Origin of the sequence: Intrasporangium calvum DSM 43043 (assembly GCF_000184685.1) — a bacterium.
In the GTDB taxonomy this organism is placed as follows: Bacteria; Actinomycetota; Actinomycetes; order Actinomycetales; family Dermatophilaceae; genus Intrasporangium; species Intrasporangium calvum.
This window is the reverse complement of record NC_014830.1, coordinates 3,367,964-3,391,769: the sequence shown is the minus strand read 5'-3', so window position 1 is coordinate 3,391,769 and position 23,806 is coordinate 3,367,964. Positions and strand designations below refer to the sequence as shown.

Below are 23,806 nucleotides of genomic sequence, written 5' to 3'. Positions count from 1 at the left end.
GGCGCCAACTTGCCAGTACCGGCTCCGCCATGAAACCTTCAACTTCGTTTGACCCACGCTCCATCACGCGAATCCTCAACGCGAACCACGACACGACACACAGGAGACCGCATGGCCGACGACTCGACCCTGAGCGGCAACTGGGAGCTCGACCCCGCTCACACCCGCATCGGCTTCTCGGCGCGGCACGCCATGGTGACGACGGTTCGTGGCTCGTTCAATGACGTCCAGGGCTACTTCCACGCCGACCTCGACGACATGTCCAAGTCGAACGCCCGGGTCATCCTCAAGGCGGCGAGCGTCGACACCCGCAACAACGACCGGGACAACCATCTGCGCAGCGCCGACTTCTTCGACGTGGAGAGGTTCCCGGACATCACCTTCGAGAGCACCCAGATCGAGGAGGTCGGTGACGGCGCCTACGTCGTCTCCGGGCACCTGACGATCCGCGACATCACCAAGCCGGTGACGATCCCGATCGAGCTGCTCGGCGTGCAGACCGACGCGTTCGGTGCACTCCGGGCGGGCTTCGAGGGCACGCGTCGCATCAACCGTCGCGACTACGGCCTCGAGTGGAACATGCCGCTCGACAAGGGTGGCGTCCTCGTCTCCGAGCGGATCACCCTGGAGTTCGAGATCTCCGCCGTCCAGACGGCACCCGAGGGCGCTGGCGACCAGGCGGGTCAGCAGGACCAGCACGAGGGCGACCCCCACCAGGGCTGAGCCCGAAGCCGCCGCACCCGCCGTCCACCCTCAGGCGGCCGGTCCCTTCCGGCGCACGTCCTCGACGTGCGTCATCGCCTCGCGCAGCTCGCCCAGCCAGTCCGACTCGTGCTGCCCGACGAGCCGGACGCACCACGCCAGCGCGTCGGCCCGCGACCGCGCCACCCCCGCGTCGACCAGGGTGTCGAGGACCAGCCGCTCCCGCTGCCGCAGCCGGGTCATGGCCGGCGCCGCGACGTGCGTGAAGAGCTCGGTCCGGTCGCCGACCCGCACCGCCCACGACACCTTGCGGTCGAACCGGTGCTCGGCCTCGCGGGCGATCTCGATCCGGCGTCCGCGCGTGTCTTCCCGGAACGCCTTGGCCCGTCCGGCCCTCGCCTCGGCGCGCTCGGCGTCGCTCGAGCCGTCGGGCAGGTCGACGTCGTCGATCGTCAGGGCGACCGTGATCTCCTCCCGGTCGACGGTGATGTCGGGTGCCGCCTGCTGCCACTCCTGGGGGAGACGACCGGTGAACCATCCACGCACGCGCTCACTTGCTTGCTCGGTAATCATGTAATCATCATTACTCTGCAGGATGGCCCCGTCAACGGACTCAGCCCACAGCGGAAGGAGCCGTATGCCGCTGAGCTGGCCCAGCGGCATACGCAACCTCCCAGCGGGGCTGGCTTCGCCCCCGCGACTCAGCGGGGTCGAACGCTGATCGAGTACTTCCCCGTGCCCGACTCGACGTTCCAGTGGCGCACCTGCGCCCAGTAGCGGCCGGGCACGAGGGCGCGTCGGATCCGGGCGTTGAGGCCGTAGCCGCTGTCGTCGTCCTCGGCGACGAGCGCGGTGTCCTGGTCCGGACCGAAGATCTTGAGGTAGACGTCGGTCGACCCGCTCGTCCGCACCTCGTAGACGCCGTCGCTCTCGACGACGAAGGTGAAGAGGTCCTCCTCGCCGCCCTTGCCGATGTCGGCGTTGACCTTCGTCCCGTCGAGCGGCAAGGTCACCGCGTCGCCGACGACCGGCCCCGGCTTGGGGTACATCGTCGACCCCGCGACGAACTCCCGGTCGAGGCCGGACAGCACCTCGTTGGAGTGGGTGCCCATCCCGTTGAGGGTCCACGACGCGGGGAAGGCATAGAGCATGATCGACTCCGGGTCGAACGCCGTGCCCTTGATCTGGTCGAGCGCGTACTTGCGGAACACGTTGTGCCGCACCGTCGCCTCGTCCCAGAAGTTCGGCGGCCCGGCCAGCGCGGCGAGGACGACGGGCTCGTTCCACTGGATGCCGCCGGCCGGGTTCGAGTGCTCGTGCGCGAGTCCGATCGCGTGCCCGAACTCGTGCGCGGCCGTCCCCCCGTCGAGGAAGCCGAGGTTCATCGTCGGCTGGTTCGACGGGATGCCCTTGCAGTCGGTGCCGACGTAGGACCAGGCGCCGTCGTTCTGGTCGAAGGAGATCCGCAGGTCGCTGGCCGACTGCGGGTGGTTGCCGAAGTCGAAGTGCAGGTTGCACGCCTGCGCCCACCAGCCGGCCTGGTCCCGCGCGACCGCCTGCTGGTCCGGCGTGCCGCCGAGGAAGCGGACCCGCAGCGTCGTGCCGTTCATCCACGACTTGCCGATCGGCGATATCGCGCGGTCCCGGCCCTCGAGGTCCCGCGTGCGCCGGTGCGGGCGCATCAGGTCCTGCGGCAGGATCCGGTCGAAGCAGACCTTGTCAGTCATGTGGTCCCCCAAGGGTCGTGGAGGCGCGCCTCGCCCCCTCCTCCCATGGTGCTCCCGTGCGGCGCCCGCCACACCCAAAACGCCGCACCCCCCAAATCAATCGAAAGAGCAGTTCGTCCCACCGTCGCCCCCAAGGTGGCCCTCCGTCGGCAAGGGGACGAACTGCTCTTTCGATCGGTCAGGTCACAGACAAGCCCCGTCGAGTGTGCAGGACGTGCCGCGACACCAGGCGTCAGCCGACGATGCTGCGCAGCTCGATGGTCTCTCCGGGACCGCTGAACCTGCTGGAGATCGCTTCGGCCCGCTCGGGGCTGGCGACGTCGAGGAGGAAGAAGCCGGCGAGATGCCACTCGGCGCTTGGGAGGGGGACCCGAGCGGGAGGGCACGGGACAGCGGGACCGAGCCCAGCGGCATACGCTCACGGGGTGAAGTTCCTCGACGGCCTGCGCCCCCAGCTCGACCTCACCTACGACGACGTCTTCATGGTGCCGAGCCGCTCCGCGGTGACCAGCCGCCTCGACGTCGACCTCGCCACGGTCGACGGGACGGGGACGACGATCCCGATCGTCGTCGCGAACATGACCGCCATCGCGGGTCGGCGGATGGCCGAGACGGTCGCCCGCCGCGGCGGCATCGCGGTGATCCCGCAGGACATCCCGGCGGACGTCGTGCGTGATGTCATCGAGTGGGTCAAGGGCCGCCACCTCGTCCACGACACGGCGATCACGCTCGACCCCCACATGACCTCCGGCGAGGCGCTCGTCCTGCTCCACAAGCGGGCCCACGGCGCTGCCGTCGTGATCGAGGGGAACCGCCCCGTCGGCATCGTCACCGAGAAGGACCTGACCGGCGTCGACCGGTTCACCCAGGTGCAGGACGTCATGTTCCGCGAGATGGTCGTGCTGCCCGAAGACGTCGACGCGCGGGCGGCGTTCGAGCGGCTCACCGCCGAGCGGCGTCGCGTCGCACCGGTCGTCGCCGCCGACGGCACGCTCGTCGGGATCCTCACCAAGGAGGGCGCCGTGCGCTCCGGCCTCTACTCGCCGGCACTCGACGACGCGGGCCGGCTCCGCGTCGCGGCCGCCATCGGGATCAACGGCGACGTCGCGGCCAAGGCCGCGCAGATCCTCGAGGCCGGCGCCGACGTCCTCGTCATCGACACCGCCCACGGGCACCAGGACAAGATGATCGACGCCCTCCGCGCGGTGCGGGCCCTCGACCCCTCGGTCCCCGTCGTCGCCGGCAACGTCGTCTCCGCCGAGGGGACCCGTGAGCTCATCGAGGCCGGTGCCGACATCGTCAAGGTCGGCGTCGGTCCGGGCGCGATGTGCACCACGCGGATGCGCACCGCCGTCGGCCGGCCGCAGTTCTCCGCCGTGCTCGAATGTGCAATCGCGGCAAGGGAGCTCGGCAAGCACGTCTGGGCGGATGGTGGGGTGCGCCACCCGCGCGACGTCGCCCTGGCGCTCGCTGCCGGCGCCTCGAACGTCATGATCGGCTCGTGGTTCGCCGGGACGCTCGAGTCCCCGGGCGACCTCTACACCGACAACGACGGTCGGTCCTACAAGGAGTCGTTCGGGATGGCGTCGTCGCGGGCGGTGCTCAACCGGACCGCGGCCGACTCGGCCTACGACCGGGCCCGCAAGGCCCTCTTCGAGGAGGGCATCAGCTCGGCGCGGATGTACGTCGACCCCGCCCGGCCCAGCGTGGAGGACGTCCTCGACGAGATCATCGCCGGGCTGCGCTCCTCGTGCACGTACGCCGGGGCGCGGACCCTGGAGGAGTTCCACGAGCGGGCGGTCGTCGGGCTGCAGAGCACGGCGGGCTACGCCGAGGGGCGGCCGCTCCACACGTCCTGGTGACGCCCTGAGGTCGGGCTCGGGACAGCAGTGCCCGCTTCTCGCCGAGCAGCCGCAGGCCGTATGCCGCTGGGCTCGCCCCGCGCGCACCTGACCGGCGGGGGTGGCGGGGTGGGGCGTGACCAAGGCGACGGGCGGTGGGGGCACGGGCCGCGGAGGCCGGGAGTACGGTAGTACTACAGCAAGTAGTACCCCTCGTCCCGGCGCGCGAACCGTCCGGGCAACGGACCTTGGAGATGCGCGTGTCCGACCAGCAACGAGACCTCACCCCCCTGGCACCCCTGGGGCTGGGACGGCTCCGATCCGGCCCCGTCCGGTCGCAGCGCCCGCTCTATCTGGACCTCTTACCGCCCTGCAACGCCGGCTGTCCGGCCGGGGAGAACATCCAGGCCTGGCTCGCGCACGTCAAGGAAGGCGACCACGAGGCCGCGTGGCGCCAGCTGACGCTCGACAACCCGTTCCCGGCGATCCACGGTCGGGTCTGCTACCACCCGTGCGAGACCGCCTGCAACCGGGTCGAGCTCGACGGGGCGGTGTCGATCCACGCGGTCGAGCGGTTCCTCGGCGACCTTGCCCTCGAGCACGGCTGGCAGTTCGAGCACCCGACGACGCACACCGGACGCCGCGTCCTCGTCATCGGTTCCGGACCGAGCGGCCTCTCCGCCGCCTACCACCTGGCCCGCCTCGGCCACGAGGTCACCGTTCGCGACAGCGGGCCGGCGCCGGGCGGGATGATGCGCTACGGCATCCCGGCCTACCGGCTGCCCCGGCACGTCCTCGACGCGGAGATCGAGCGCCTCGTCGCCCTCGGGGTGACGTTCGAGCAGAACCATCTCGTCACCGACCTCGAGGCCGAACGGGTCGACGGCGGCTTCGAGGCCGTCTTCGTCGCGGTCGGGGCCCACCTGTCCAAGCGCGTCGACATCCCCAACATGGATGCCGGTCGGGTCCTCGACGCGGTCAGCTTCCTCCGCGGCGTGGAGACCGGTGAGCAGCAGCCGCTGACGGGCACAGTCGCCGTCTACGGCGGCGGCAACACCGCGATGGACGCCGCCCGCGTCGCCCGGCGCCTCGGCGCCGACGAGTCCGTCATCGTCTACCGCCGCACCCGCGAGCAGATGCCCGCCCACGAGGAGGAGGCCGCCGACGCGGAGGAGGAGGGCATTCGGATCAACTGGCTGCGCACCATCAAGGACATGGGCGAGCACCAGCTCACCGTCGAGGTGCAGGAGCTCGACGAGCACGGCCGCCCGCGCGGCACCGGCGTCTACGAGACCCTCGCCGCCGACACCGTCATCCTCGCCCTCGGGCAGGAGAGCGACACCGCCTTCCTCCGCAGCATCCCCGGCGTCGAGTTCGACGACGACGTCGTCCAGGTGACCCCCGCGACGCTCATGACCGGCGCGCCCGGGATCTTCGCCGGCGGGGACGCCGTGCCGAGCCAGCGCACCGTGACGATCGGCGTCGGGCACGGCAAGCGCGCCGCCCGCAGCATCGACGCCTGGCTCCGGACGGCCGAGTTCACGACGCCGCCGAAGCACGACATCATCCACGCCGACCGGCTCAACCTCTGGTACTTCGGCGACCACGACCGCCGACAGCAGCCCGAGCTCGACCCGGCGGCGCGCATCAGCGCGTTCGAGGAGGTCGTCGCGGGGCTGTCCGAGCAGGAGGCCGGTTTCGAGGCCGGGCGCTGCCTCTCGTGCGGCAACTGCTTCGAGTGCGACGGCTGTTTCGGGTCGTGCCCGGAGGACGCCATCATCAAGCTCGGCAAGGGCAAGCGGTACGAGTTCAACTACGCCAAGTGCACGGGGTGCGGCACCTGCTACCGGCAGTGCCCGGTCCACGCGATCGAGATGGTGTCCGAGTCCCAGTTCGACCCGGCCCCGACACCAGCGCCGACACCACTGGCGACACCAGCGCCGACAGCGCTGCAGACATCAGGAACGACCACCGCGGTCACCAGCGCGGTCACCGACGCGGTGGGAAGGGGCTGACGTGGTCACCACAGCAGTCGACCGGAAGGTTGCCGTGCAGATCGTCACGGTGGATGGCAACGAGGCGGCGGTCGACGTCGCCTTCCGGCTCAACGAGCTCTGCGCCATCTACCCCATCACGCCCTCCTCGACGATGGCCGAGCTGGCCGACGAGTGGGCCTCGCACCACCGGACCAACGTGTGGGGGACCGTGCCGACGGTCGTCGAGATGCAGAGCGAGGGCGGGGCTGCCGGCGCGATGCACGGGGCGCTCCAGGGCGGGGCGCTGGGCACGACGTTCACCGCGTCGCAGGGCCTGCTCCTGATGATCCCCAACATGTACAAGATCGCCGGCGAGCTGACCTCGACCGTCTTCCACGTTGCCGCGAGGGCGCTTGCCGCACAGGCCCTCTCGATCTTCGGTGACCACTCGGACGTGATGGCCGTGCGCCAGACCGGGTTCGCCCTCCTGTCGTCCGGCTCGGTGCAGGAGGCCCACGACCTGGCGCTCGTCGCACAGGCCGCGACGCTCGAGAGCCGCGTGCCGTTCGTCCACTTCTTCGACGGCTTCCGCACGTCCCACGAGCTGAACACCATCGAGCGGCTCGACGACGACGTGCTGCGCGACCTCGTCCCGGAGGAGCTCGTGCGCGCGCACCGGCTGCGGGCCCTCAGCCCCGAGCGGCCGTTCGTGCGCGGCACGGCCCAGAACCCGGACGTCTACTTCCAGGCGCGTGAGACGGTCAACCCGTTCTACGTGCGCGTCCCCGGCATCGTGCAGCACGCGATGGACCGGTTGGCCGCCCACACGGGCCGGCAGTACTCCGTCGTCGAGTACGACGGCGACCCCGAGGCAGAGCGGGTCATCATCATCATGGGGTCCGGTGGGCAGACCGTCGTGGAGACGGTGCGCCACCTGCGCCAGCGAGGCGAGCGCGTCGGCGTGCTGCGGCTGCGGCTCTACCGCCCCTTCCCGGCGGAGGAGCTGATCAACGCCCTCCCGCCGACGGTCCGCCGCATCGCCGTCCTGGACCGGACGAAGGAGCCCGGCTCGAACGGCGAGCCGCTCTTCCTCGACGTCGTCGCCACCCTCACCGAGGGTCACCACGCCGGTCGGGTCCCCGTCCTGCCCCAGGTCATCGGCGGCCGGTACGGGCTGTCCTCCAAGGAGTTCACCCCGGGCATGGTGGCCGGCATCTTCGCCGAGCTCTCGTTGCCCGCACCCCGCCTCAGGTTCACGATCGGCATCACCGACGACGTCTCGGGGACGAGCCTCCCCTACGACGAGGACCTCGACATCGAGGAGGCCGAGACGCTGCGAGCGGTGTTCTACGGCATCGGCTCCGACGGAACGGTCGGGGCGAACAAGAACACCATCAAGATCCTCGGCGCCGACCCGGACCTGCACGCCCAGGCGTACTTCGTCTACGACTCGAAGAAGTCCGGCGGGCAGACCGTCTCGCACCTGCGGTTCGGGCCGCATCCGATCCGTGCGCCTTACCTGATCCGTCAGGCCGGCTTCGTCGGCGTCCACCACCTCGGTCTCCTCGACCAGGTCGACGTCCTCGCCGTCGCCCGTCCGGGCGCGCGGGTCCTCCTCAACGCCGCCGGGTCGCCGGAGCAGGTGTGGGCGGGCCTGTCCCGCCCAGTCCAGGAGGCGGTCATCAGCAAGGGCCTGCAGCTGTGGGCCATCGACGCCGACGCCGTCGCCGAGGGCGCGGGCCTCCGGGGGCGCACCAACACGGTCCTGCAGACCTGCTTCTTCGCCATCTCCGGGGTGCTGCCCCGCGAGGAGGCGATCGCGGCCGTCAAGACGGCGATCCGAAAGACCTACGGCCGGCGCGGCAGCGAGATCGTGCGCCGCAACGAGGCCGCGGTCGACAGCGCCGTGGCAGCGCTGCACGAGGTCCCGGTCCCCGAGGTCGCGGATGTCGCCGGCCGGGCCCTGCCTCCGGTCGTCCCGGAGCACGCGCCCGAGTTCGTCCGCACCGTGACGGCCGCGATGATGTCGGGCCGCGGGGACCAGCTGCCGGTCAGCGCCATGCCCCTCGACGGCACCTACCCGAGCGGCACGACCGCCTGGGAGAAGCGCCGGATCTCCGACGTCGTGGCCCAGTGGGACCCGGACAGCTGCATCCAGTGCGGCAACTGCGCCTTCGTCTGTCCGCACAGCGTCATCCGGTCCAAGTACTACGACCCCGACGTCCTCATCGACGCCCCCGGCGCCTTCCCGTCGGCCCCGCTCAACGCCGCCGGCCTGCCCGGTTCGCGCTACACCCTCCAGGTGTACGTCGAGGACTGCACCGGCTGCGGTCTCTGCGTCGACACGTGCCCGGTCACGAGCCCGCTCGACGACGCCCGCAAGGCGATCAACCTCGAGCCGCTCGAGCCGGTCGTCGAGGCCGAGCAGGCCAACATCGCGTTCTTCGAGAGCCTGCCGCACAACGACCGCGCCCGGGTCGACTTCGGGACGGTCCGGGGGACCCAGTTCCTCCAGCCGCTCTTCGAGTTCTCCGGGGCCTGCTCGGGCTGTGGCGAGACGCCCTACCTCAAGCTGCTCTCGCAGCTCTTCGGCGAGCGCGCCACCGTGGCCAACGCGACGGGCTGCTCCTCGATCTACGGCGGCAACCTGCCCACCACACCGTGGAGCAAGAACGCCGCCGGCCGCGGGCCGGCCTGGTCCAACTCGCTCTTCGAGGACAACGCGGAGTTCGGGCTCGGGCTGCGCCTCGCCGCGGACCTGCACGCCAAGCTCGCTCGCGAACGGCTCGCCCAGCTGCGCACCGAGGTGGGGGTGGAGCTGGCCGACGCGATCCTCGAGGCGCCGCAGATCCGCGAGTCGCAGCTGACGGCCCAGCGGGAGCGGGTCGGCGAGCTGGGGCGACGCCTGGCTCAGCTCGACGGGCCGGCGGTCGCGGACCTGCGGAGCGTCGCCGACCACCTGCTGCGCCGCAGTGTGTGGATCGTCGGCGGTGACGGCTGGGCCTACGACATCGGCTCGGGCGGTCTCGACCACGTCCTGTCCACCGGGCGGGACGTCAACATCCTCGTCCTCGACACCGAGGTCTACTCCAACACGGGCGGCCAGTCGTCGAAGGCGACGCCGGTGGGCGCCGTGGCGAAGTTCGCCGCCGGGGGCAAGGCGGTCGGCAAGAAGGACCTTGCGCTGCAAGCGATCTCGTACGGCAACGTCTACGTCGCCCGGGTCGCGATGGGTGCTGACCCGCAGCAGACGTTGACGGCCTTCCGGGAGGCCGAGGCCTACGACGGGCCGTCGATCATCATCGCGTACAGCCACTGCATCGCCCACGGCATCGAGATGAAGGACGGGCTCAACCAGCAGTACCGCGCCGTCGCGAGCGGCCACTGGCCGTTGGTGCGCTATGACCCGACGGTCCGGGCCAAGGGCGGCAACCCGTTCCAGCTCGACTCGCCGCGGCCGCGGATCCCGCTCGAGGACTACATCTACCGGGAGCTGCGCTACCGGATGCTGCGCACCTCCGACCCGGACGAGGCGGACCGGCTCCTCCACCTCGCGCAGGAGGCCGTCGACCAGCGCTGGGCGACGTACGAGGAGATGGCCACGCGCGGTCCGGCGCGCTTCGCCTCCGACCCGAGGAGAAACTGATGGACCTGACCACGCGCTACCTCGGCCTCGACCTGCGCAACCCGCTCGTCGCGTCGGCGTCGCCGCTTTCCGTGTCGCTCGACCGGGTGCTCGCGCTGGCGGACTCCGGGGTGGGGGCGATCGTCCTCTACTCGCTCTTCGAGGAGGAGGTCAACCGGGAGGAGCTGCGCGACCTCGCCATCGTCGAGGCGCACGAGCACGCGTTCGGCGAGGCCATGTCGTACTTCCCGAGCTCGGCCCGGCCGACGGCCGAGCCGAGCTCGGTGCTCCGCTACCTCCGGCTCATCGAACGGGCCGCGTCGGGTATCGACGTGCCGCTCATCGCCAGCCTCAACGGCAGCACCGAGGGCGGCTGGACCCGCTTCGCGCGGTCGATGCAGGACGCCGGCGCGGCGGCCATCGAGCTGAACATCTACTTCGTCCCAGGTGACCCGCGCACCCCGGGGCGGCTCGTCGAGGACCGGCACGTCGAGATCCTCCGCGAGGTCAAGGAGAGCGTCAGCATCCCCGTCGCGGTCAAGCTGAGCCCGCACTTCAGCTCCCTCGGCGAGATGGCGCTCCGGCTCGACGAGGCCGGCGCCGACGGCCTCGTGCTCTTCAACCGCTTCCTCCACCCGGACGTCGACCCGGAGCGGATGGTCGTCGAGCCGGGCGTCGTGCTCTCGCGTCCCGAGGAGGCCCGCCTGCCCCGATCGTGGATCGCGATCCTCCACGGACAGGTCCGGGCGTCGCTCGCGGCGACGACCGGGGTGGAGCGCGCCGAGGACGTCGCCGCCTACCTGCTCGCCGGTGCCGACGTCGTCATGACCGCCTCGGCGCTCCTGCGGCACGGCGTCCAGCACGCCGCGACCCTCGTGCAGGGCCTCGAGGACTGGCTCGTCCGCAAGGAGCTCACCTCGCTGGACCAGGTGCGGGGCCGGCTGGCCGTCCCCGCCGACACCGACGTCACCGCCTACGAGCGGGCCGGCTACGTCGCCGCGCTGCAGCGCGGTCGCGACACCTACTCCTCACTCGGCATCCGCTAGTCCTTCCACCCGGGCAGCTCCGCGGTTACCGTGGGGGCCGTCGTGGAAGACCCAGGCCGACCGGGTCCGGATGGTCGCCCACCCGCACCTGCTCCAGATCAACACCGGCTTCACCGGCGACCAGTCGCTGCTGCTGTCGAACAACACCAACACCGGTGGCACCTGCTTCGGTGACTCCGGTGGCCCGAACTTCCTCGGCAGCACCAACGTCGTCGCGGGCGTCACGTCCTTCGGCCTCAACTCCACCTGCGGGGGCACGGGGGGCGTCATGCGCGTCGACCGCGACTACGTGCTCGACTGGGTGCAGTCCTTCCTGAGCTGAGCCCCGCGCCCGACGGGACGTCGGGCTCCTGACGAGCCCAGCGGCATACGGAATCCGCCGTATGCCGCTGGGCTCGCTCGCGCTCCGCAGGCTCAGTGGCGCTTCCGGCCGACCTCGACGACCCGCCACCCGCGGGCGAGCGCCAGCCGCCGCAGCTCCCCGTCCGGGTTGACAGCCACGGGGGTGCCCACCCGTTCGAGCATCGGCAGGTCACTGATGGAGTCGCTGTAGGCGGCGCTCGACGCCAGGTCGTACCCGCGCTCGGCGGCGAGCTTCTCGATCTCGATGACCTTGCCGTGGTGGTAGCAGAACTCGCCCATCAGCCGCCCGGTGTAGCGCCCGTCGTCGTCGAGCTCGCTCCGGGTCGCCACGGCGCCCTCGAGTCCGAGCGCCGAGGCGATCCGGCCGACGAGCTCGATCGGCGAGGCGGACACGACGATGCGGTCCATCGCGGCGGCCTTCGCCTCGGCGAGCAGGGCCGCCGACTCCGGGATGAGGCGCCGGACGATCCGGGGGACGATCTCGTCGGTGAGGTGCACGATGTCGGCCTGCGGCGTGCCGGCCACCGCGCCGAGGATCCGCTCCCGCAACGCCGCCGACTGCGCGTCCGTCGACCCCTTGCGGTGGAAGGAGATCGCGTTGACGGTGTCCTTGACGAGGTCCCACCACGGCACGTGACCGCGGCGGAAGGCCGCCACGGCGAGCGGGTAGTTCGCCGAGCCCCGGATGAGGGTCCGGTCCAGGTCGAAGAAGGCCGCGCGTCGCAGGTCGCGGCCCATCACCGCGTCAGAGCCCATGCGCCGCCATGGGCAGGGGAGAGGACCGGCGGACCGCCGGCGGGGTCTGGTTCACGGCCTGCTTGGGCCGGCGGTTCGCCTTCGGGGGGAGGGCGAGGCGGAAGACCTTGGCCCAGGTCTGTGCGACCTGCCGGTACATCGGGCCGGTCGTGTAGGGCAGGCCGTAACGCTCGCAGATCTCGCGCATCTCGACCGCGACCTCGGCGTAGTGGTTGCTCGGCAGGTCGGGGAAGCAGTGGTGCTCGATCTGGTGGCTGAGGTTGCCCGTCATGATGTGCATCAGCGTGCTGCCGGAGATGTTGGCGGAGCCGAGCATCTGGCGGATGTACCAGTCGCCACGCGTCTCGCCCTCGATCATCTCCTCGGTGAAGACGTCGACACCGTCGGGGAAGTGACCACAGAAGATCACGGAGTGAGCCCACAGGTTGCGGACCGCGTTGGCGGTGAAGGTCCCCCAGAAGGCCTGCTTCCCAGAGCCGAACAACGCAGCTGCCCCGGGCGTCGCGGCGTAGTCCTTGGCGAACTGCTTGAGGGCCTTGCGGCCGGTCTCCTTGAGGTCGCGGACGAGGTCCGCGGTCGGCTTCTCGCCGTCCTGCCACGCCTCGAGCTCGAGGTCGTAGATGGCGATCCCCCACTCGAAGAACGGCGCGAGCCACAGGTTGATGACCGGGTTGAGCAGGTTGGCGGGCTTCCACGGCTGCTGCTCGGACATGCGCAGGGTCGAGTAGCCCACGTCCTTGTCCTTGCCGAGCACGTTGGTCCAGGTGTGGTGGAGGTCGTTGTGGGTGTGCTTCCAGGCGCGCGCCGGCGTGACGAAGTCCCACTCCCACGTCGTCGAGTGGATGTCGGGGTCGCGCATCCAGTCCCACTGGCCGTGCAGGACGTTGTGCCCGATCTCCATGTTCTCGAGGATCTTGGCGACCGAGAGCATGGCCGTGCCGGCGAAGAAGGCGCTCCGGCGCTTCGACAGGAGCAGGGTGGCGCGGCCCGCGAGCTCGAGGGTGCGCTGGACCTTGATGACGCGGCGGATGTAGGCAGCGTCCTTCGCACCGCGCGAGGCGAGGACCCGGTCGCGGATGGCGTCGAGCTCCTGCCCGAGGCGCTCGACGTCAGCGTCGCTCAGGTGGGCCGCTGCCGGCGGACGGACGGTGGGGCCGCCTCGAGAGCCGGTGATGGGCATGCGTGGGCGCGGGCCCGACGGTTGTGCCTCAGGTGTCGGGGCGCTGCCGAGGTCGTCGGCGCGTCGGTCGGTGTCCGGGGGTGTGTTCACCGTGGTGGTCATGTCGGGTGTTTCCCTTCTCAGATGTCCAGGTGGACAGGTCCGGCAGCCGCGTTGATGCACGTCTGGATGAGCTCGCCCTCGTCGCCGTGCACCTCACCGGTGCGCAGGTCCCGTACCCGCCCGGCGACGAGCGGTGTCAGGCAGCTGCGGCAGATGCCCATGCGGCAGCCGCTCGGCATGACGACGCCGCACTGCTCGCCCGCCTCGAGGAGCGGCGTGTCGCCGTCGGCCTCGATCTCCTTGTCCGACTTCTCGAACGTCACGAGCCCGCCCTCCCCGCCGGTGCCCGGGAGCAGGGCGGGTGCGAAGCGTTCGATGGTCAGGTCGGCTGCGGCCTCGCCGGCGTGTGACTCCCACAGGGCGGTGGCCTCGTCGAGGAAGTCGGCGGGCCCGCACGCGTAGGCCGCGCGGCGTCGCCAGTCCGGGCACAGGGACTCGAGGTCGCTGAAGTCGGAGAGGTCGATCCGGCGGCCGTCCTGCTCCCGGGTGAACCAGTGCCTGACGGTGAGGCCGGGGAACTGGTCCGACAGCTCGAGCAGCTCGTCGTGGAAGAGGGCGTCCGCGCGGGTCCGGGCCGAGTGGACCAGCACGACGTCGGCATCGGGTCGGCGCGGCACCAGGGTGCGGATCATCGACATCACGGGGGTGAGACCGCTGCCTGCGGTGAGCATGAGGAGCGGGCGCGGATGCTGGGGGAGGACGAAGTCGCCCTGCGGGACGTCGAGGAAGAGCACGTCGCCGGGCTTGGTGTCACGGACGAGAGCGGTCGAGACGAAGCCGATGGCTGTCACCGTGATGGCCGGGTCGGCCCCAGCGGGCGCGGACAGGGAGTAGCTGCGCCACTGGCGGACCCCGTCGATCTCGACGCCGATCCGGGCCCACTGCCCGGCCTCGTGCGGGTTCCAGCCCCTGCCGGGCCGGAACTGGATCGTCGCCGAGTCGCTCGTCTCGGGGATGACCCGGGTGACGACTCCGCGCAGCTGCCGGGTCGACGCGAGCGGGTTCACCAGCCCGAGGAAGTCCTCGGGGGCCAGCGGCGTCGTCAGCACCGAGGCGGCGCGGCGCAGGGCACGGAACGGGGGCATACGATCCACTATCCGTCGAACAGGGGGTCCACGTCTTGGGGTGCGAGGTACTCTTTGGTTCCAGAAACTATCGGGTGGCAACAAAAACTGGGAGCCGGACATGCCACAGGCCACTTCTGACCCACCCTGGTTGTCTCTACCGACCGAAATCAGTGACGTTCTCCGGCCTGTCGTCTCCGAGGTCGTCGAGGCGATCATCGAGGGGATACCCCGGGACGTGCCGGTCTATGCGATGCCGATGGAGGGACGGTTCGGCCAGGGCGTCCGACAGGGTGTCACGATCGCCCTGCACCGGTTCCTCGACCTGCCCGGCACCCGCCTCCCGGCCCTGTCCGAGGACGGCAAGTGGGTGTACGAGAACCTCGGCCGGGGCGAGGTCCGCTCCGGCCGCAGCCTCGAGTCGCTCCTCTCCGCCTACCGATATGGCGCCAGGGTGACGCTCCGGGCCATCTCCCGCACCGTCGACGTCTCCCAGCTCGCCCCCGACGTCATCCTCGCGCTGGGGGAGTCCCTCTTCGCCTACATCGACGAGCTCTCGGCGGCCAGTGCCCAGGGCTACGCGCTCGAGCAGTCCGAACGCGCCGGCGAGCACCAGCGGCGCCGCGGCGAGCTGCTCGAGATGATCCTCCGCGGCGAGACCGAGGTCGGGGTGACCCGCGCGGCGACTGCGCTCGGCTGGGTGCTGCCCGAGGCGCTCGTCGTCGCCACCCTGCCCTCCAGCCGTCTCGACGGGGTCCGGGGCGCCCTCGGCCCCGAGGCGCTCGTCGCCGAACGAGGGACGGAGGCGGCGGTCCTCATGCCGTTCGGCAACCGCGCCGCCCGGACCAAGGAGCTGAACCGGGCCCTCCGTGGCCGCCACGCCATCATCGGCCCCGAGCGGCCCTGGCAGCAGGCAGCCGAGTCGTTGCACCTCGCCGTCTCCGCCGGCGCGCACGGCCTCGGCGGCCCGACGGCCGAGGGGGACCGGCCCGTGTGGGTCGAGGACCACCTCGCGGAGCTGGTCGTGCATGCCGAGCCGCTCGCCACCGCCGACCTCGCCCGCCGCCGGCTCGCGCCGCTCGAGGGGCTGCGACCAGCGGTCCGGGCCCGGCTCGCCGAGACCCTCCTGGCCTGGCTACGCCACCAGGGGCAGCGGGCCCCGATCGCCGCGGAGCTCTTCGTCCACCAGCAGACCGTCGGCTACCGGGTCGGTCAGCTCAAGGAGCTGTTCGGCGGCGAGCTCGACGACCCCCAGGCCCGGTTCGAGCTCGAGCTCGTCCTCCGGGCCGGCTACCGCTGAGGGACCGCCTGTCTCGCCCGGCAGATCCGGACCGGGGGCCCCGATCCGGCGGGACCGCAGCGCACGGGAGGGCTGGGACGGCCGGCGCGAGGGGGAGCCAGCTCAGCGGCATACGCCACGATGGCTGGACGGCACGAGGGCATGCGAAAGGCGCCGCTCCTTCTGGAACGGCGCCCTCCTTCTGGGCGACCCCGACCGGGCTCGAACCGGCGACCTCCGCCGTGACAGGGCGGCGCGCTAACCAACTGCGCTACGGGGCCTTGCTATGGAATTGTCGTACGTATCCCCAACGGGATTCGAACCCGTGCTGCCGCCGTGAAAGGGCGGAGTCCTAGGCCGCTAGACGATGGGGACGCATCCCGACCTTTTCCGCTTGGGACGTCGAAACTATAGGGGAGTTTCGGCGCGCCACCAAATCGGCTGGCGGGCGAGCAGTCACCCCTTCGCCCACGCGAGAAGGTCCTCGACCGGCCACGTCGTGACGATGCGCTCGGCGGGGATCCGGAGCCGTTCCGCGCGCTCGCAGCCGAGAAGCTTCATGTCCAGCTGGCCGGGTGCGTGCGCGTCGGAGTCGATGGCGAAGAGGCAGCCGAGATCCCGTGCCAGCTCGATCAGCTCGTCCGGCGGGTCCTGACGCTCGGGCCGGGAGTTGATCTCCACGGCGACGTCGTTCTCGAGGCACGCGCGGAAGACGCGCTCCGCGTCGAACTGCGACTCCGGCCGCTTGCCGCGCCCGCCGGTGACGAGCCGACCGGTGCAGTGGCCGAGCACGTTGGTCCGCGGGTTTCGCACGGCTGCAAGCATTCTCGGCGTCATCTCGAAGGCCGGCTGCCGCAGCTTGGAGTGCACGGACGCGGTCACCACATCGAGCTGCTCGAGCATGTCGGGGTCCTGGTCCAGGGAGCCGTCGAGGTTGATGTCGACCTCGATCCCCTTGAGCAGCCGGAACGACCCGCCGAGCGATGCGTTGATGGCGTCGACCCGCGCGAGCTGCTGGGTGAGGCGCTCGCGGGACAGTCCGTTGGCGATCGTCAGGCGGGGGGAGTGGTCGGTCAGGGCCATCCACTCCTGGCCGAGCTCGACCGCCGTCAGGACCATCTCCTCGATGGGGCTGCCGCCGTCGCTCCAGTCGGAGTGGACGTGGAGGTCACCGACGACGGCGGCGTAGAGCTCCGCGCCCGCCCAGCTGAGCGGCGCGCCGTGCTCCTGCTCGAGGGTGGCGAGGTATGCCGGCACGACCCCCCGCAGCGCCTGCCCGATGATCGCGGCGCTCGAGTCGCCGATTCCCTTGATCTGCTTGAGGGTGCCGGCTCCCGCGCGCTCGCGCAGCTCGTCGTCGGGGATGAGCCGGATCGCCTCCGCCGCCCGCCGGAACGCCGCCACCCGGTAGGGGCTCTCGCGCGCCCGCTCGAGGAGGAACCCGACGCGGCGCAGGGCGTCCTGCGGGCTCATCGGGGCCTCGGGCGGGGTGGGTGCCTCCATGGCCCGATCGTAGGTGCAGATGCCGTATGCCGTTGGGCTCGCCGGGTGCCCCCGCCCGGTGAGGTGGGAGGCCGGGCGGGGGCGTTCCGAGGTCGGCGTCGGTCAGCGCTGGAGGGTCGGCACCGTGCTCCCGTCGGGGAGCGTGGTGGCCGGGGCCTCGGCCAGGACGGTGACGGTGACCCAGTCGGCGCCGTAGCGGCTCGCGAGACGCTGGGCGACATCGGATCCGTGGGCCGCGACGACGACCCGGTCGGCGCGGTAGTCCTGGGCGACGGTGGCGACGGTGATGCCGTCCGCGCGCAGGGCCTCGGTGTCGGCGCGGATCTGGTCGGCGAGGGCTGTCTTGTCGGCGTAGGAGTGCTCGGCCTCGACGAACTCCACGTCGTCGGGGACGGGCATGGCGCTGCGGACCAGCTGCTCCAACGTCGGGTCGGGTCGGGTCACGGCGACGACGATGGAGGTGTTCGCCGGGTCGGTGGCGTAGGCCCCGGAGAAGGTGCCGGCCCACGTCGTCGTCAGCTGCGGGACGAGCTCCTCGAAGGCCGCCCGTTCCGGCGTCATCGGTCCGATGAACCAGCCGCTGGCATCCCGCGCGGCCGGCATGCCGTTCGGGTCCGACATCACACCCGGGGCTTCGGGGCTGACGCCGCCGCCGGACGCGTCGCGCTCGACGCCGTCCTCGCCCGGCGCGGCGCCGGCCCCTGCCTGGCTCGCCGGGGTCGGGAGGGAGGTCGAGGGGAAACCGTTCTGGAGCAGCCAGGTGCCGCCGCCCCCGGCCACGACGGCGAGCGCTGCGGCCGCGCCCACGAAGGCGCTGCGCCGCCGGTGCGTGCGGGCGCGGCCCCGGACCACGGCGCGCTGGGCGAAGAGCTCGTCGGTGGGGGGTTGGAGGTCGTTCATGGTGCCCAGCGCCCTTCTGAGCTGCTGCTCACTCTGGTCCGGATGCGTCATGGGACAGCTCCTGCTCCGGTCAGGGGTGGTTCGGCGAGCCGCTCCCGGAGGACGGCGATGCCTCGGGAGATCTGGCTCTTGATGGTCCCCTCGGCCACGCCGGTGCACTCGGCGATCTGAGGGACGGTGAGGTCCTCCCAGAAGCGGAGGACGATGACGGCGCGTTGCTTGTCGGGGAGGTCCTTGAGCAGGCCGGTCAGGGTGAGGGCGAGCTCGCGGTCGTGTTCGGTCAGGGCCGGCTCGGGGGGCTCGTCCGTGAGCACCTCACGCCGACGTTTGCGTTGGTCGTTGAGGTAGAGGTTCATCATCGTGCGCCGCGTGTAGGCGGTCTCGGCGCCGGGTGAGATGCGCGGCCAGGCGACGTAGACCCGGGCCAGGGCTTCCTGGACGAGCTCGTCGCCGTCGGCCCAGTTGCCGCAGAGCAGGAAGGCGCGTCGCCGCAGCACGGTCTGGCGCTCCATGACGAACGAGCGGAAGGCCTCCTCGTCCGTGCGTCTCATACGGCTCCCGGGTGCGATGGGTGGTTGGAGTCAAGTGTCGTACATCGGATGAGACCCGCGAGGCGGCCCAACCGTTGCACACTCGACCGGGGGAGAGCCGGCACGGAGTGCACACTCGACCTGGGAGCCGGCACGGAGGGCACGCTCGACGCGACTTCTCATCGAATGTGCACTTCGTGCCGCAGTCAGGCTGCGGCCTCGCGCGCCAGGAGCCAGGCCTTGGCCTCTGCGCCGCCGAGGTAGCCGCCGAGCGACCCGTCGGTCCGGACGACCCGGTGACAGGGCACGACGATCGGCACGGGGTTCGTGGCACAGGCGGTGCCGACCGCTCGGACCGCCCGCGGGCTCCCGGCGCCACGGGCGACCTCGGCGTACGTCTCCGTCTGGCCCGCCGGGATGTGGCGCAGGTGCTCGAGGACCTGGCGGCGGAAGCCGGTGGCGAGTCGCAGGTCGAGCGGCACCTCGACCGAGACCAGCGCCCCCGTGAAGAAGGCGTCGAGCTGGCGAGCGACCTCGTCGAGTCCGGAGCCGGTGCGCAGGATGCGCGAGCCGATCCGGTCCGCCAGGTCGGAGAGCACGGCGTCATGGTCCTGGGCGGCATAGGCGACCCGGACGAGGCCGGCCTCGGTCGCCGCGAGGAGCAGTGGGCCGAGCGGTGAGTCCACGACGCGGTAGAGGACGTCGAGGCCGTGCTCGGCGCCGGCGCGGGCGACCAGGCGTTCGCGCAGGCGGGCGGGCACCTCCTCGGCGCTGGAGCCGGTCAGGTCGGAACCGGTCAGGTCGGAACCGGTCAGGTCGGAACCGGTCAGGTCGGAACCGGTCAGGTCGGCGCCGAGCAGGTTGGTGGCGAGCAGGTCGGCGAGGTCAGACATGCGAGATCACGTCCTCACGGGTGAGATAGGTCCGGCGCAGGGCCGCGATGCCGTCGGCGGCGGCGCGGCGGGCCGCCGCCTCGGTGCCCCCGACCACGGCGGCGACCTCCGCGTACGGGAGCCCCGCGACATGGTGGTAGGCGACGCACTGGCGCTGCTTGGGTGGGAGAGCGGCCAGCGAGCGCCACAGCGCGTCGTCGGCGAGCGCCTCCTCGGGCCCCTGCGGCCCTGCGCCCCGCGGCTCGGGGACAGCGTCCACGGGGACCGGTCGTCGCGCCGTCCCCCGGTGGACGTCGATCGCCTTGCGGTGCGCGATGGTGATGAGCCACGCGCGGACGTTCGCGTCCTCGGGCAGCTCCGGCCACGCGCGCAGCGCGGCGAGGAAGGTCTCGGACCAGGCGTCGTCGGCGTCCACCGCGCCGAGCGCAGCCCGGCAGACCCGCAGCACCGTGGGCCCGTGCTCGCTGACGACTCGCTCGAACGGTTCCTTCATGTCAGGTGGACGCTCCGGATCAGACGACTGTGAGGTGGCACCCAGTGTGACGTCCGTGCGCCGGCAGGCCCAACGGCATACGGACCCTCGTCAGAAGAGCCGTCCGACGTCGCCCGCGGGCGGCTCCTCGAGCGCGAGCAGGAACCGTTTGCGGTCGAGACCACCGGCATAGCCGACGAGCGACCCGTCACTGCCGATGACCCGGTGGCACGGCACGACGATGGCGATCGGGTTGCGACCGTTGGCGGTGCCCACGGCCTGGGCCAGGTTGCGGTCGCCGAGGGCCCGGGCCAGGTCCCCGTAGGTCCGGGTCTCGCCGTACGGGATCGCCCGCAGCAGCGCCCAGACGCGCTGGTGGAAGTCGTCCCCGCGCGGGGCCAGCGGCAGGTCGAACTCGCGCAGCTCACCGGCGAAGTAGGCCTCGAGCTGGCTCGCGGTCTCCGCGAACGGTGCCTCATCGGGGGATGCTTCCGGTCCGAACACCTCCGGGTCGGCGGGACGGTACTTCGCGGCGTCCATGAGCAGGTGGGTGATCGCCCCCCCGCCGGCCACCACGGTGAGAACGCCGACCGGCGACGGCAGGACGACGTGCCGCGGGCTCATGGACCGGACGGCCCAGCCGGGTGTCCACGACGGAGCAGGTCCTCGTGGGTCGGGACGGGGAACTCCGTCGTGTAGTCGCCGTAGGCGCGAGGATCCTCCGACGGCTCGAGGTGGCAGGTGATCGCCAGGTCCGCGAACTGCGCGTGCAGCGCCGCCTCGACCTCCTCCACGAGGTCGTGACCCTGTTGCACCGACCAGCCGCCCGGGACGAGGACGTGGACCTCCGCGAACCGGTGGTGCCCGGACACCCGGGTCCGCAGGGCGTGGAAGTGGACCTCCTTGGTGACGAACCCGGCGAGGATGTCGGCGATCGACGTGTTGTCCTCCTTGCTCAGGGCGACGTCCATCAGGCCCTCGGTGGACTCACGGAGCAGCTTCCAGCCGGTCCAGATGATGTTGAGCCCGACGAGGAAGGCGACGACGGGGTCGAGCCGCTCGATGCCGGTGAACGCGACGATGACGACCCCGACAATGACTCCGGCCGATGTCCAGACGTCGGTGTAGAGGTGCTTGCCGTCCGCGGTCAGCGTCAGTGACCGGTAGCGGCGGCCGGCCCGGACGAGGATGAAGGCCACGACCCCGTTGACCACCGAGGCGACGGCGGAGACGGCGAGGCCGATGCCGACGTTCTCGATCGGGCGCGGGTTGAGGAAGCGCTCGACCGAGGTGGCGAGGATGATCATGGCGGCCACGAAGATCATCAGGCCCTCGAGGGCAGCCGAGAAGTACTCGGCCTTGGTGTGCCCGAAGTGGTGGTTCTTGTCCGCCGGCATCGCCGCCACCCGCAGGGCGATGAGGACGGCGACGGCGGCGACGAGGTTGACGACAGACTCGGCCGCGTCGGACAGGAGACCCACCGACCCGGTGATCTGCCACGCGACCGTCTTGAGCGTGATCGTCACGATGGCTGCCGCGATGGACAACCAGGCAAAGCGGCTCAGGTTCCGGGTCTCGAGGGGCACCGCACCAGTCTGCCAAAGGCGCCTGGCACTCACGCGGCCGTGTCAGCGGAGGAGCTGGCACTGGTCGGAGCAGGTGCGTCAGGTGCGAGCCAGTGGGTACGAGGTGGGGGACCGAGTTCCCGCAACAGAAGGAGCGGACCATGGGTGCGACTGACAAGGCCAAGAACATGGCCGAGGACATGGGCGGCAAGGCCAAGGAGGCCGTCGGTGACCTCACCGACAACGAGCGTCTCGAGGCTGAGGGCCAGCGCGACCAGGCCGAAGCAGACCTGAAGCAGCGCGGCGAGCAGCTGAAGGACGCCGGCGAGGACGTGAAGGACGCCTTCCGCGGCTGAGGTTCGACCCTCCGCCGAGACTGCCCCACGGGGGGCGGCGGCGGACACAGACTGGTGGGTCAGGCTTCGTGGAGGGGGCCTGGCCCACCACATCCCCCGCAACACACCCGCTTACCGAGTGCATGCCCCTGTTGCAGGCGGCACCACCACTCGGTAAGCGGGTGTGTTGCGTCTGGGAGCGGGGGACGGCTCGGAGCCCGCGGGCCCCGGGAAGCCAGCCCAGCGGCATACGCCAGAATCTTTTGTCCTCAGGGGTGTAAGGACTTCGCGTGAACGGACACAGATGGACATGGCGACGGGTGGTGACGCGTCGGACCAGCAACGGTTCGCGCTGATCTACCAGAGCAACTACGCACCGATCCATGCGTACGTGGCTCGTCGCCTGCGGGATCGAGGTCTGGCAGACGACGTGACGGCAGACGTCTTCACGGTGGCCTGGCGGCGCCTCGATGACATACCGAGTCCCATCGGGGGATGGCTCTTCGGGGTGGCCCGGAACGTCGTCATGGCGACGAACCGGGCCACCGTCCCGGATCCGCTCGAGATCATCGAGGAGGCGTTGGCAGCACGGGAGGCAGACCCTTCCGCGCGAGCCATCGACCGCGCTGAGCTCAAACGGGTGGCGGAAGCGCTGACGACACTCAGCGAGTCCGACCAGGAGCTCCTTCTCCTGATGGCGTGGGAGGGCTTGCCCCTCGCACAGCTCGCCGAGGCGCTGGAGTGCAGTGTGGCCGCTGCTGGGGTGCGGCTACACCGCGCTCGCCAGCGTCTTCGGCGAGCTGTGGCCCGCGCCGGCGCCTCGCGTGGGGGTTCGACCAGTGCCCCGAGCCAGGGCTCGGGCACCGCACCGGGCTCGGGCCCGGGAAGGGAACGGTCGACGACGGGCCGGGGAACGCTCCCCGGGGCCCGTCGGGAAAGGGGTGGTCGACCATGATCGAGCAGGCACTGAGGGACCTCAACCCGGTCCCGGACCCGCTCGCGGCGCAGGACCCGGCGAGGGCAGCAGCGGACCTCGAGAGGATCCTCACCCTGTCGAGGGAGTCGGCTCCGCCGGCGCCCCGGCCCCACCACGCGCATGGCCGCCGACTGGCCGTCATCGGGGTGGCCAGCGTCATCGCGCTCTTCCTCGTCATCGGCCTGCCGTGGCTGCCCTGGCGCACCGCGTCGCCGGCCTTCGCGACCACACCGCCGCTGCTCGCCGGTGAGCTCGCCTCGGGCGTCTCCGGCCGTGCGGTGGCGGGGGAGCTCGACCGGCTCGCCGCCGCGGCCGAGCGCTCGACCACGAGGGGGCGCGTCGGGAGCCGCTACGCGGCGTGGGATCTGACGACTCGGGTCCACGGCGCGGAGCCGGTCCGGTCTGCGGTCGTGCCGCTCGAGGTGAGCCTCGACGTCGCCGGCGACGGTTCGTGGCACCGAGTCGCCGTCTACGGGCGCCCGGTCGCCGGCGACCTGCACGCCGCCGACCTGCCGGCGCCCGGAGAGGTGGAGTCCGACGAGACCTTCGCCGCGGGTCGGGCACCCCGGATCTTCCCCCAGGGGCTGGCCGAGGACCCGGCCCGCCTCCGGGACCAGCTCGCTGCCGCCCACCCGATCGACCGCCTGGGCACGGCCGAGCTCTTCGTCGCTGTCACGGATCTCGCCAAGGAGCAGACGCCGGGCCCCGCGTCCCGCGCGGCCCTGCTACGCCTGCTGGGCGAGCCCGACGACGTGCGCTCCCTCGGCCGGTTGACCGACCGCGACGGTCGGGTGGGCCAGGGGTTCGCCGTCGACTCCGACCTCACCGGTCTGCCGACGCGCTACGTCCTCATCGTCGACCCGGTGACCGGCCGGCTGCTGGCGTCGGAGCAGGTCCTCACCGAGCGGGCCGGTCGCCTCGCCGTCGAGGTGCCGGCGGTGATCTCCTACGTCGTCTTCCGCTGACGGTCA

General features: G+C 71.4%; 21 protein-coding genes, 2 tRNA genes and 1 pseudogene. 10 read left to right on the top strand and 14 right to left on the bottom strand.

The window, feature by feature from the left end; translation table 11 throughout:
• Nucleotides 1-111 precede the first annotated feature (111 nt).
• Nucleotides 112-723, top strand: coding sequence for a YceI family protein (locus tag INTCA_RS15535; protein ID WP_013493873.1), 612 nt, complete (start codon nucleotides 112-114; stop codon nucleotides 721-723).
• 30 nt (nucleotides 724-753) lie between these two features.
• Here the strand turns inward: INTCA_RS15535 and INTCA_RS15530 are convergent, their stop codons facing one another.
• Nucleotides 754-1,275 (bottom strand): hypothetical protein, encoded by a 522-nt coding sequence (locus INTCA_RS15530; RefSeq protein WP_041307823.1) that lies wholly within the window; start codon nucleotides 1,273-1,275, stop codon nucleotides 754-756.
• A gap of 128 nt (nucleotides 1,276-1,403) precedes the next feature.
• A complete protein-coding gene (locus tag INTCA_RS15525) occupies nucleotides 1,404-2,429 on the bottom strand; it encodes a M12 family metallopeptidase (protein ID WP_013493871.1) in 1,026 nt (341 codons plus the stop codon).
• Nucleotides 2,430-2,854: 425 nt separating this feature from the next.
• Here INTCA_RS15525 and INTCA_RS15520 point away from each other — a divergent pair, with 425 nt between their 5' ends.
• From INTCA_RS15520 to INTCA_RS15500, 5 genes and pseudogenes are all read left to right on the top strand, one after another.
• Complete coding sequence (locus tag INTCA_RS15520) at nucleotides 2,855-4,291, top strand: GuaB1 family IMP dehydrogenase-related protein (RefSeq protein ID WP_041307821.1); 1,437 nt, start codon at nucleotides 2,855-2,857, stop codon at nucleotides 4,289-4,291.
• 233 nt (nucleotides 4,292-4,524) lie between these two features.
• A complete protein-coding gene (locus INTCA_RS15515) occupies nucleotides 4,525-6,285 on the top strand; it encodes an NAD(P)-binding protein (protein WP_013493869.1) in 1,761 nt (586 codons plus the stop codon).
• 1 nt (nucleotide 6,286) lies between these two features.
• Nucleotides 6,287-9,892: a pyruvate:ferredoxin (flavodoxin) oxidoreductase gene (nifJ, locus tag INTCA_RS15510; protein WP_013493868.1), complete on the top strand. Its 3,606-nt coding sequence runs from the start codon at nucleotides 6,287-6,289 to the stop codon at nucleotides 9,890-9,892.
• The gene (locus tag INTCA_RS15505; protein WP_013493867.1) at nucleotides 9,892-10,917 is read left to right on the top strand and encodes a dihydroorotate dehydrogenase-like protein; all 1,026 of its coding nucleotides are present in this window, start codon (nucleotides 9,892-9,894) and stop codon (nucleotides 10,915-10,917) included. The genes nifJ and INTCA_RS15505 overlap by 1 nt, the downstream gene beginning before the upstream one ends.
• A 13-nt stretch (nucleotides 10,918-10,930) precedes the next feature.
• Nucleotides 10,931-11,239, top strand: a pseudogene (locus tag INTCA_RS15500) (trypsin-like serine protease); the annotation flags it as partial.
• Between the two features lie 92 nt (nucleotides 11,240-11,331).
• Here the strand turns inward: INTCA_RS15500 and INTCA_RS15495 are convergent.
• Genes INTCA_RS15495 through INTCA_RS15485 form a run of 3 tightly spaced genes read right to left on the bottom strand, consistent with a single transcriptional unit; the run spans nucleotide 11,332 to nucleotide 14,403 of the window.
• Nucleotides 11,332-12,036, bottom strand: coding sequence for an HAD family hydrolase (locus tag INTCA_RS15495; protein ID WP_013493866.1), 705 nt, complete (start codon nucleotides 12,034-12,036; stop codon nucleotides 11,332-11,334).
• The gene (locus INTCA_RS15490) at nucleotides 12,026-13,318 is read right to left on the bottom strand and encodes a fatty acid desaturase family protein (RefSeq protein ID WP_013493865.1); all 1,293 of its coding nucleotides are present in this window, start codon (nucleotides 13,316-13,318) and stop codon (nucleotides 12,026-12,028) included. Before INTCA_RS15490 ends, INTCA_RS15495 begins: the two co-directional genes overlap by 11 nt.
• A gap of 17 nt (nucleotides 13,319-13,335) precedes the next feature.
• Entirely contained in the window at nucleotides 13,336-14,403 is a 1,068-nt protein-coding gene (locus INTCA_RS15485) for a ferredoxin reductase (RefSeq protein ID WP_013493864.1), read from the bottom strand.
• A 130-nt stretch (nucleotides 14,404-14,533) separates the two neighbouring features.
• Between INTCA_RS15485 and INTCA_RS15480 the strand changes: the two genes are divergently transcribed.
• Complete coding sequence (locus INTCA_RS15480) at nucleotides 14,534-15,682, top strand: PucR family transcriptional regulator (protein ID WP_244859839.1); 1,149 nt, start codon at nucleotides 14,534-14,536, stop codon at nucleotides 15,680-15,682.
• A 186-nt stretch (nucleotides 15,683-15,868) separates the two neighbouring features.
• Here INTCA_RS15480 and INTCA_RS15475 read toward each other — a convergent pair.
• From INTCA_RS15475 to INTCA_RS15435, 9 genes are all read right to left on the bottom strand, one after another.
• Nucleotides 15,869-15,942 (bottom strand) — tRNA-Asp (locus tag INTCA_RS15475).
• A 21-nt stretch (nucleotides 15,943-15,963) separates the two neighbouring features.
• Nucleotides 15,964-16,036 (bottom strand) — tRNA-Glu (locus INTCA_RS15470).
• 81 nt (nucleotides 16,037-16,117) lie between these two features.
• Entirely contained in the window at nucleotides 16,118-17,164 is a 1,047-nt protein-coding gene (locus tag INTCA_RS15465) for a PHP domain-containing protein (protein ID WP_041307819.1), read from the bottom strand.
• A 102-nt stretch (nucleotides 17,165-17,266) separates the two neighbouring features.
• Complete coding sequence (locus tag INTCA_RS15460; protein WP_013493861.1) at nucleotides 17,267-18,115, bottom strand: hypothetical protein; 849 nt, start codon at nucleotides 18,113-18,115, stop codon at nucleotides 17,267-17,269.
• Complete coding sequence (locus INTCA_RS15455; RefSeq protein ID WP_013493860.1) at nucleotides 18,112-18,615, bottom strand: SigE family RNA polymerase sigma factor; 504 nt, start codon at nucleotides 18,613-18,615, stop codon at nucleotides 18,112-18,114. The genes INTCA_RS15460 and INTCA_RS15455 overlap by 4 nt, the downstream gene beginning before the upstream one ends.
• A gap of 185 nt (nucleotides 18,616-18,800) precedes the next feature.
• Nucleotides 18,801-19,487, bottom strand: coding sequence for a methylated-DNA--[protein]-cysteine S-methyltransferase (locus tag INTCA_RS15450; RefSeq protein WP_013493859.1), 687 nt, complete (start codon nucleotides 19,485-19,487; stop codon nucleotides 18,801-18,803).
• Nucleotides 19,480-19,980, bottom strand: coding sequence for an RNA polymerase sigma factor (locus tag INTCA_RS15445; RefSeq protein WP_013493858.1), 501 nt, complete (start codon nucleotides 19,978-19,980; stop codon nucleotides 19,480-19,482). Before INTCA_RS15445 ends, INTCA_RS15450 begins: the two co-directional genes overlap by 8 nt.
• Nucleotides 19,981-20,070: 90 nt before the next feature.
• Nucleotides 20,071-20,583: a methylated-DNA--[protein]-cysteine S-methyltransferase gene (locus INTCA_RS15440; protein ID WP_013493857.1), complete on the bottom strand. Its 513-nt coding sequence runs from the start codon at nucleotides 20,581-20,583 to the stop codon at nucleotides 20,071-20,073.
• Nucleotides 20,580-21,545, bottom strand: a complete 966-nt coding sequence (locus INTCA_RS15435) for a cation diffusion facilitator family transporter (RefSeq protein ID WP_013493856.1) — start codon at nucleotides 21,543-21,545, stop codon at nucleotides 20,580-20,582. Before INTCA_RS15435 ends, INTCA_RS15440 begins: the two co-directional genes overlap by 4 nt.
• A gap of 140 nt (nucleotides 21,546-21,685) precedes the next feature.
• Between INTCA_RS15435 and INTCA_RS15430 the strand changes: the two genes are divergently transcribed.
• The 3 genes from INTCA_RS15430 (at nucleotide 21,686) to INTCA_RS18805 (ending at nucleotide 23,800) form a co-directional block, all read left to right on the top strand.
• A complete protein-coding gene (locus INTCA_RS15430; protein WP_013493855.1) occupies nucleotides 21,686-21,880 on the top strand; it encodes a CsbD family protein in 195 nt (64 codons plus the stop codon).
• Between the two features lie 283 nt (nucleotides 21,881-22,163).
• Nucleotides 22,164-22,814, top strand: a complete 651-nt coding sequence (locus INTCA_RS15425) for an RNA polymerase sigma factor (RefSeq protein ID WP_013493854.1) — start codon at nucleotides 22,164-22,166, stop codon at nucleotides 22,812-22,814.
• The gene (locus INTCA_RS18805) at nucleotides 22,811-23,800 is read left to right on the top strand and encodes a hypothetical protein (protein WP_013493853.1); all 990 of its coding nucleotides are present in this window, start codon (nucleotides 22,811-22,813) and stop codon (nucleotides 23,798-23,800) included. Before INTCA_RS15425 ends, INTCA_RS18805 begins: the two co-directional genes overlap by 4 nt.
• Nucleotides 23,801-23,806 lie beyond the last annotated feature (6 nt).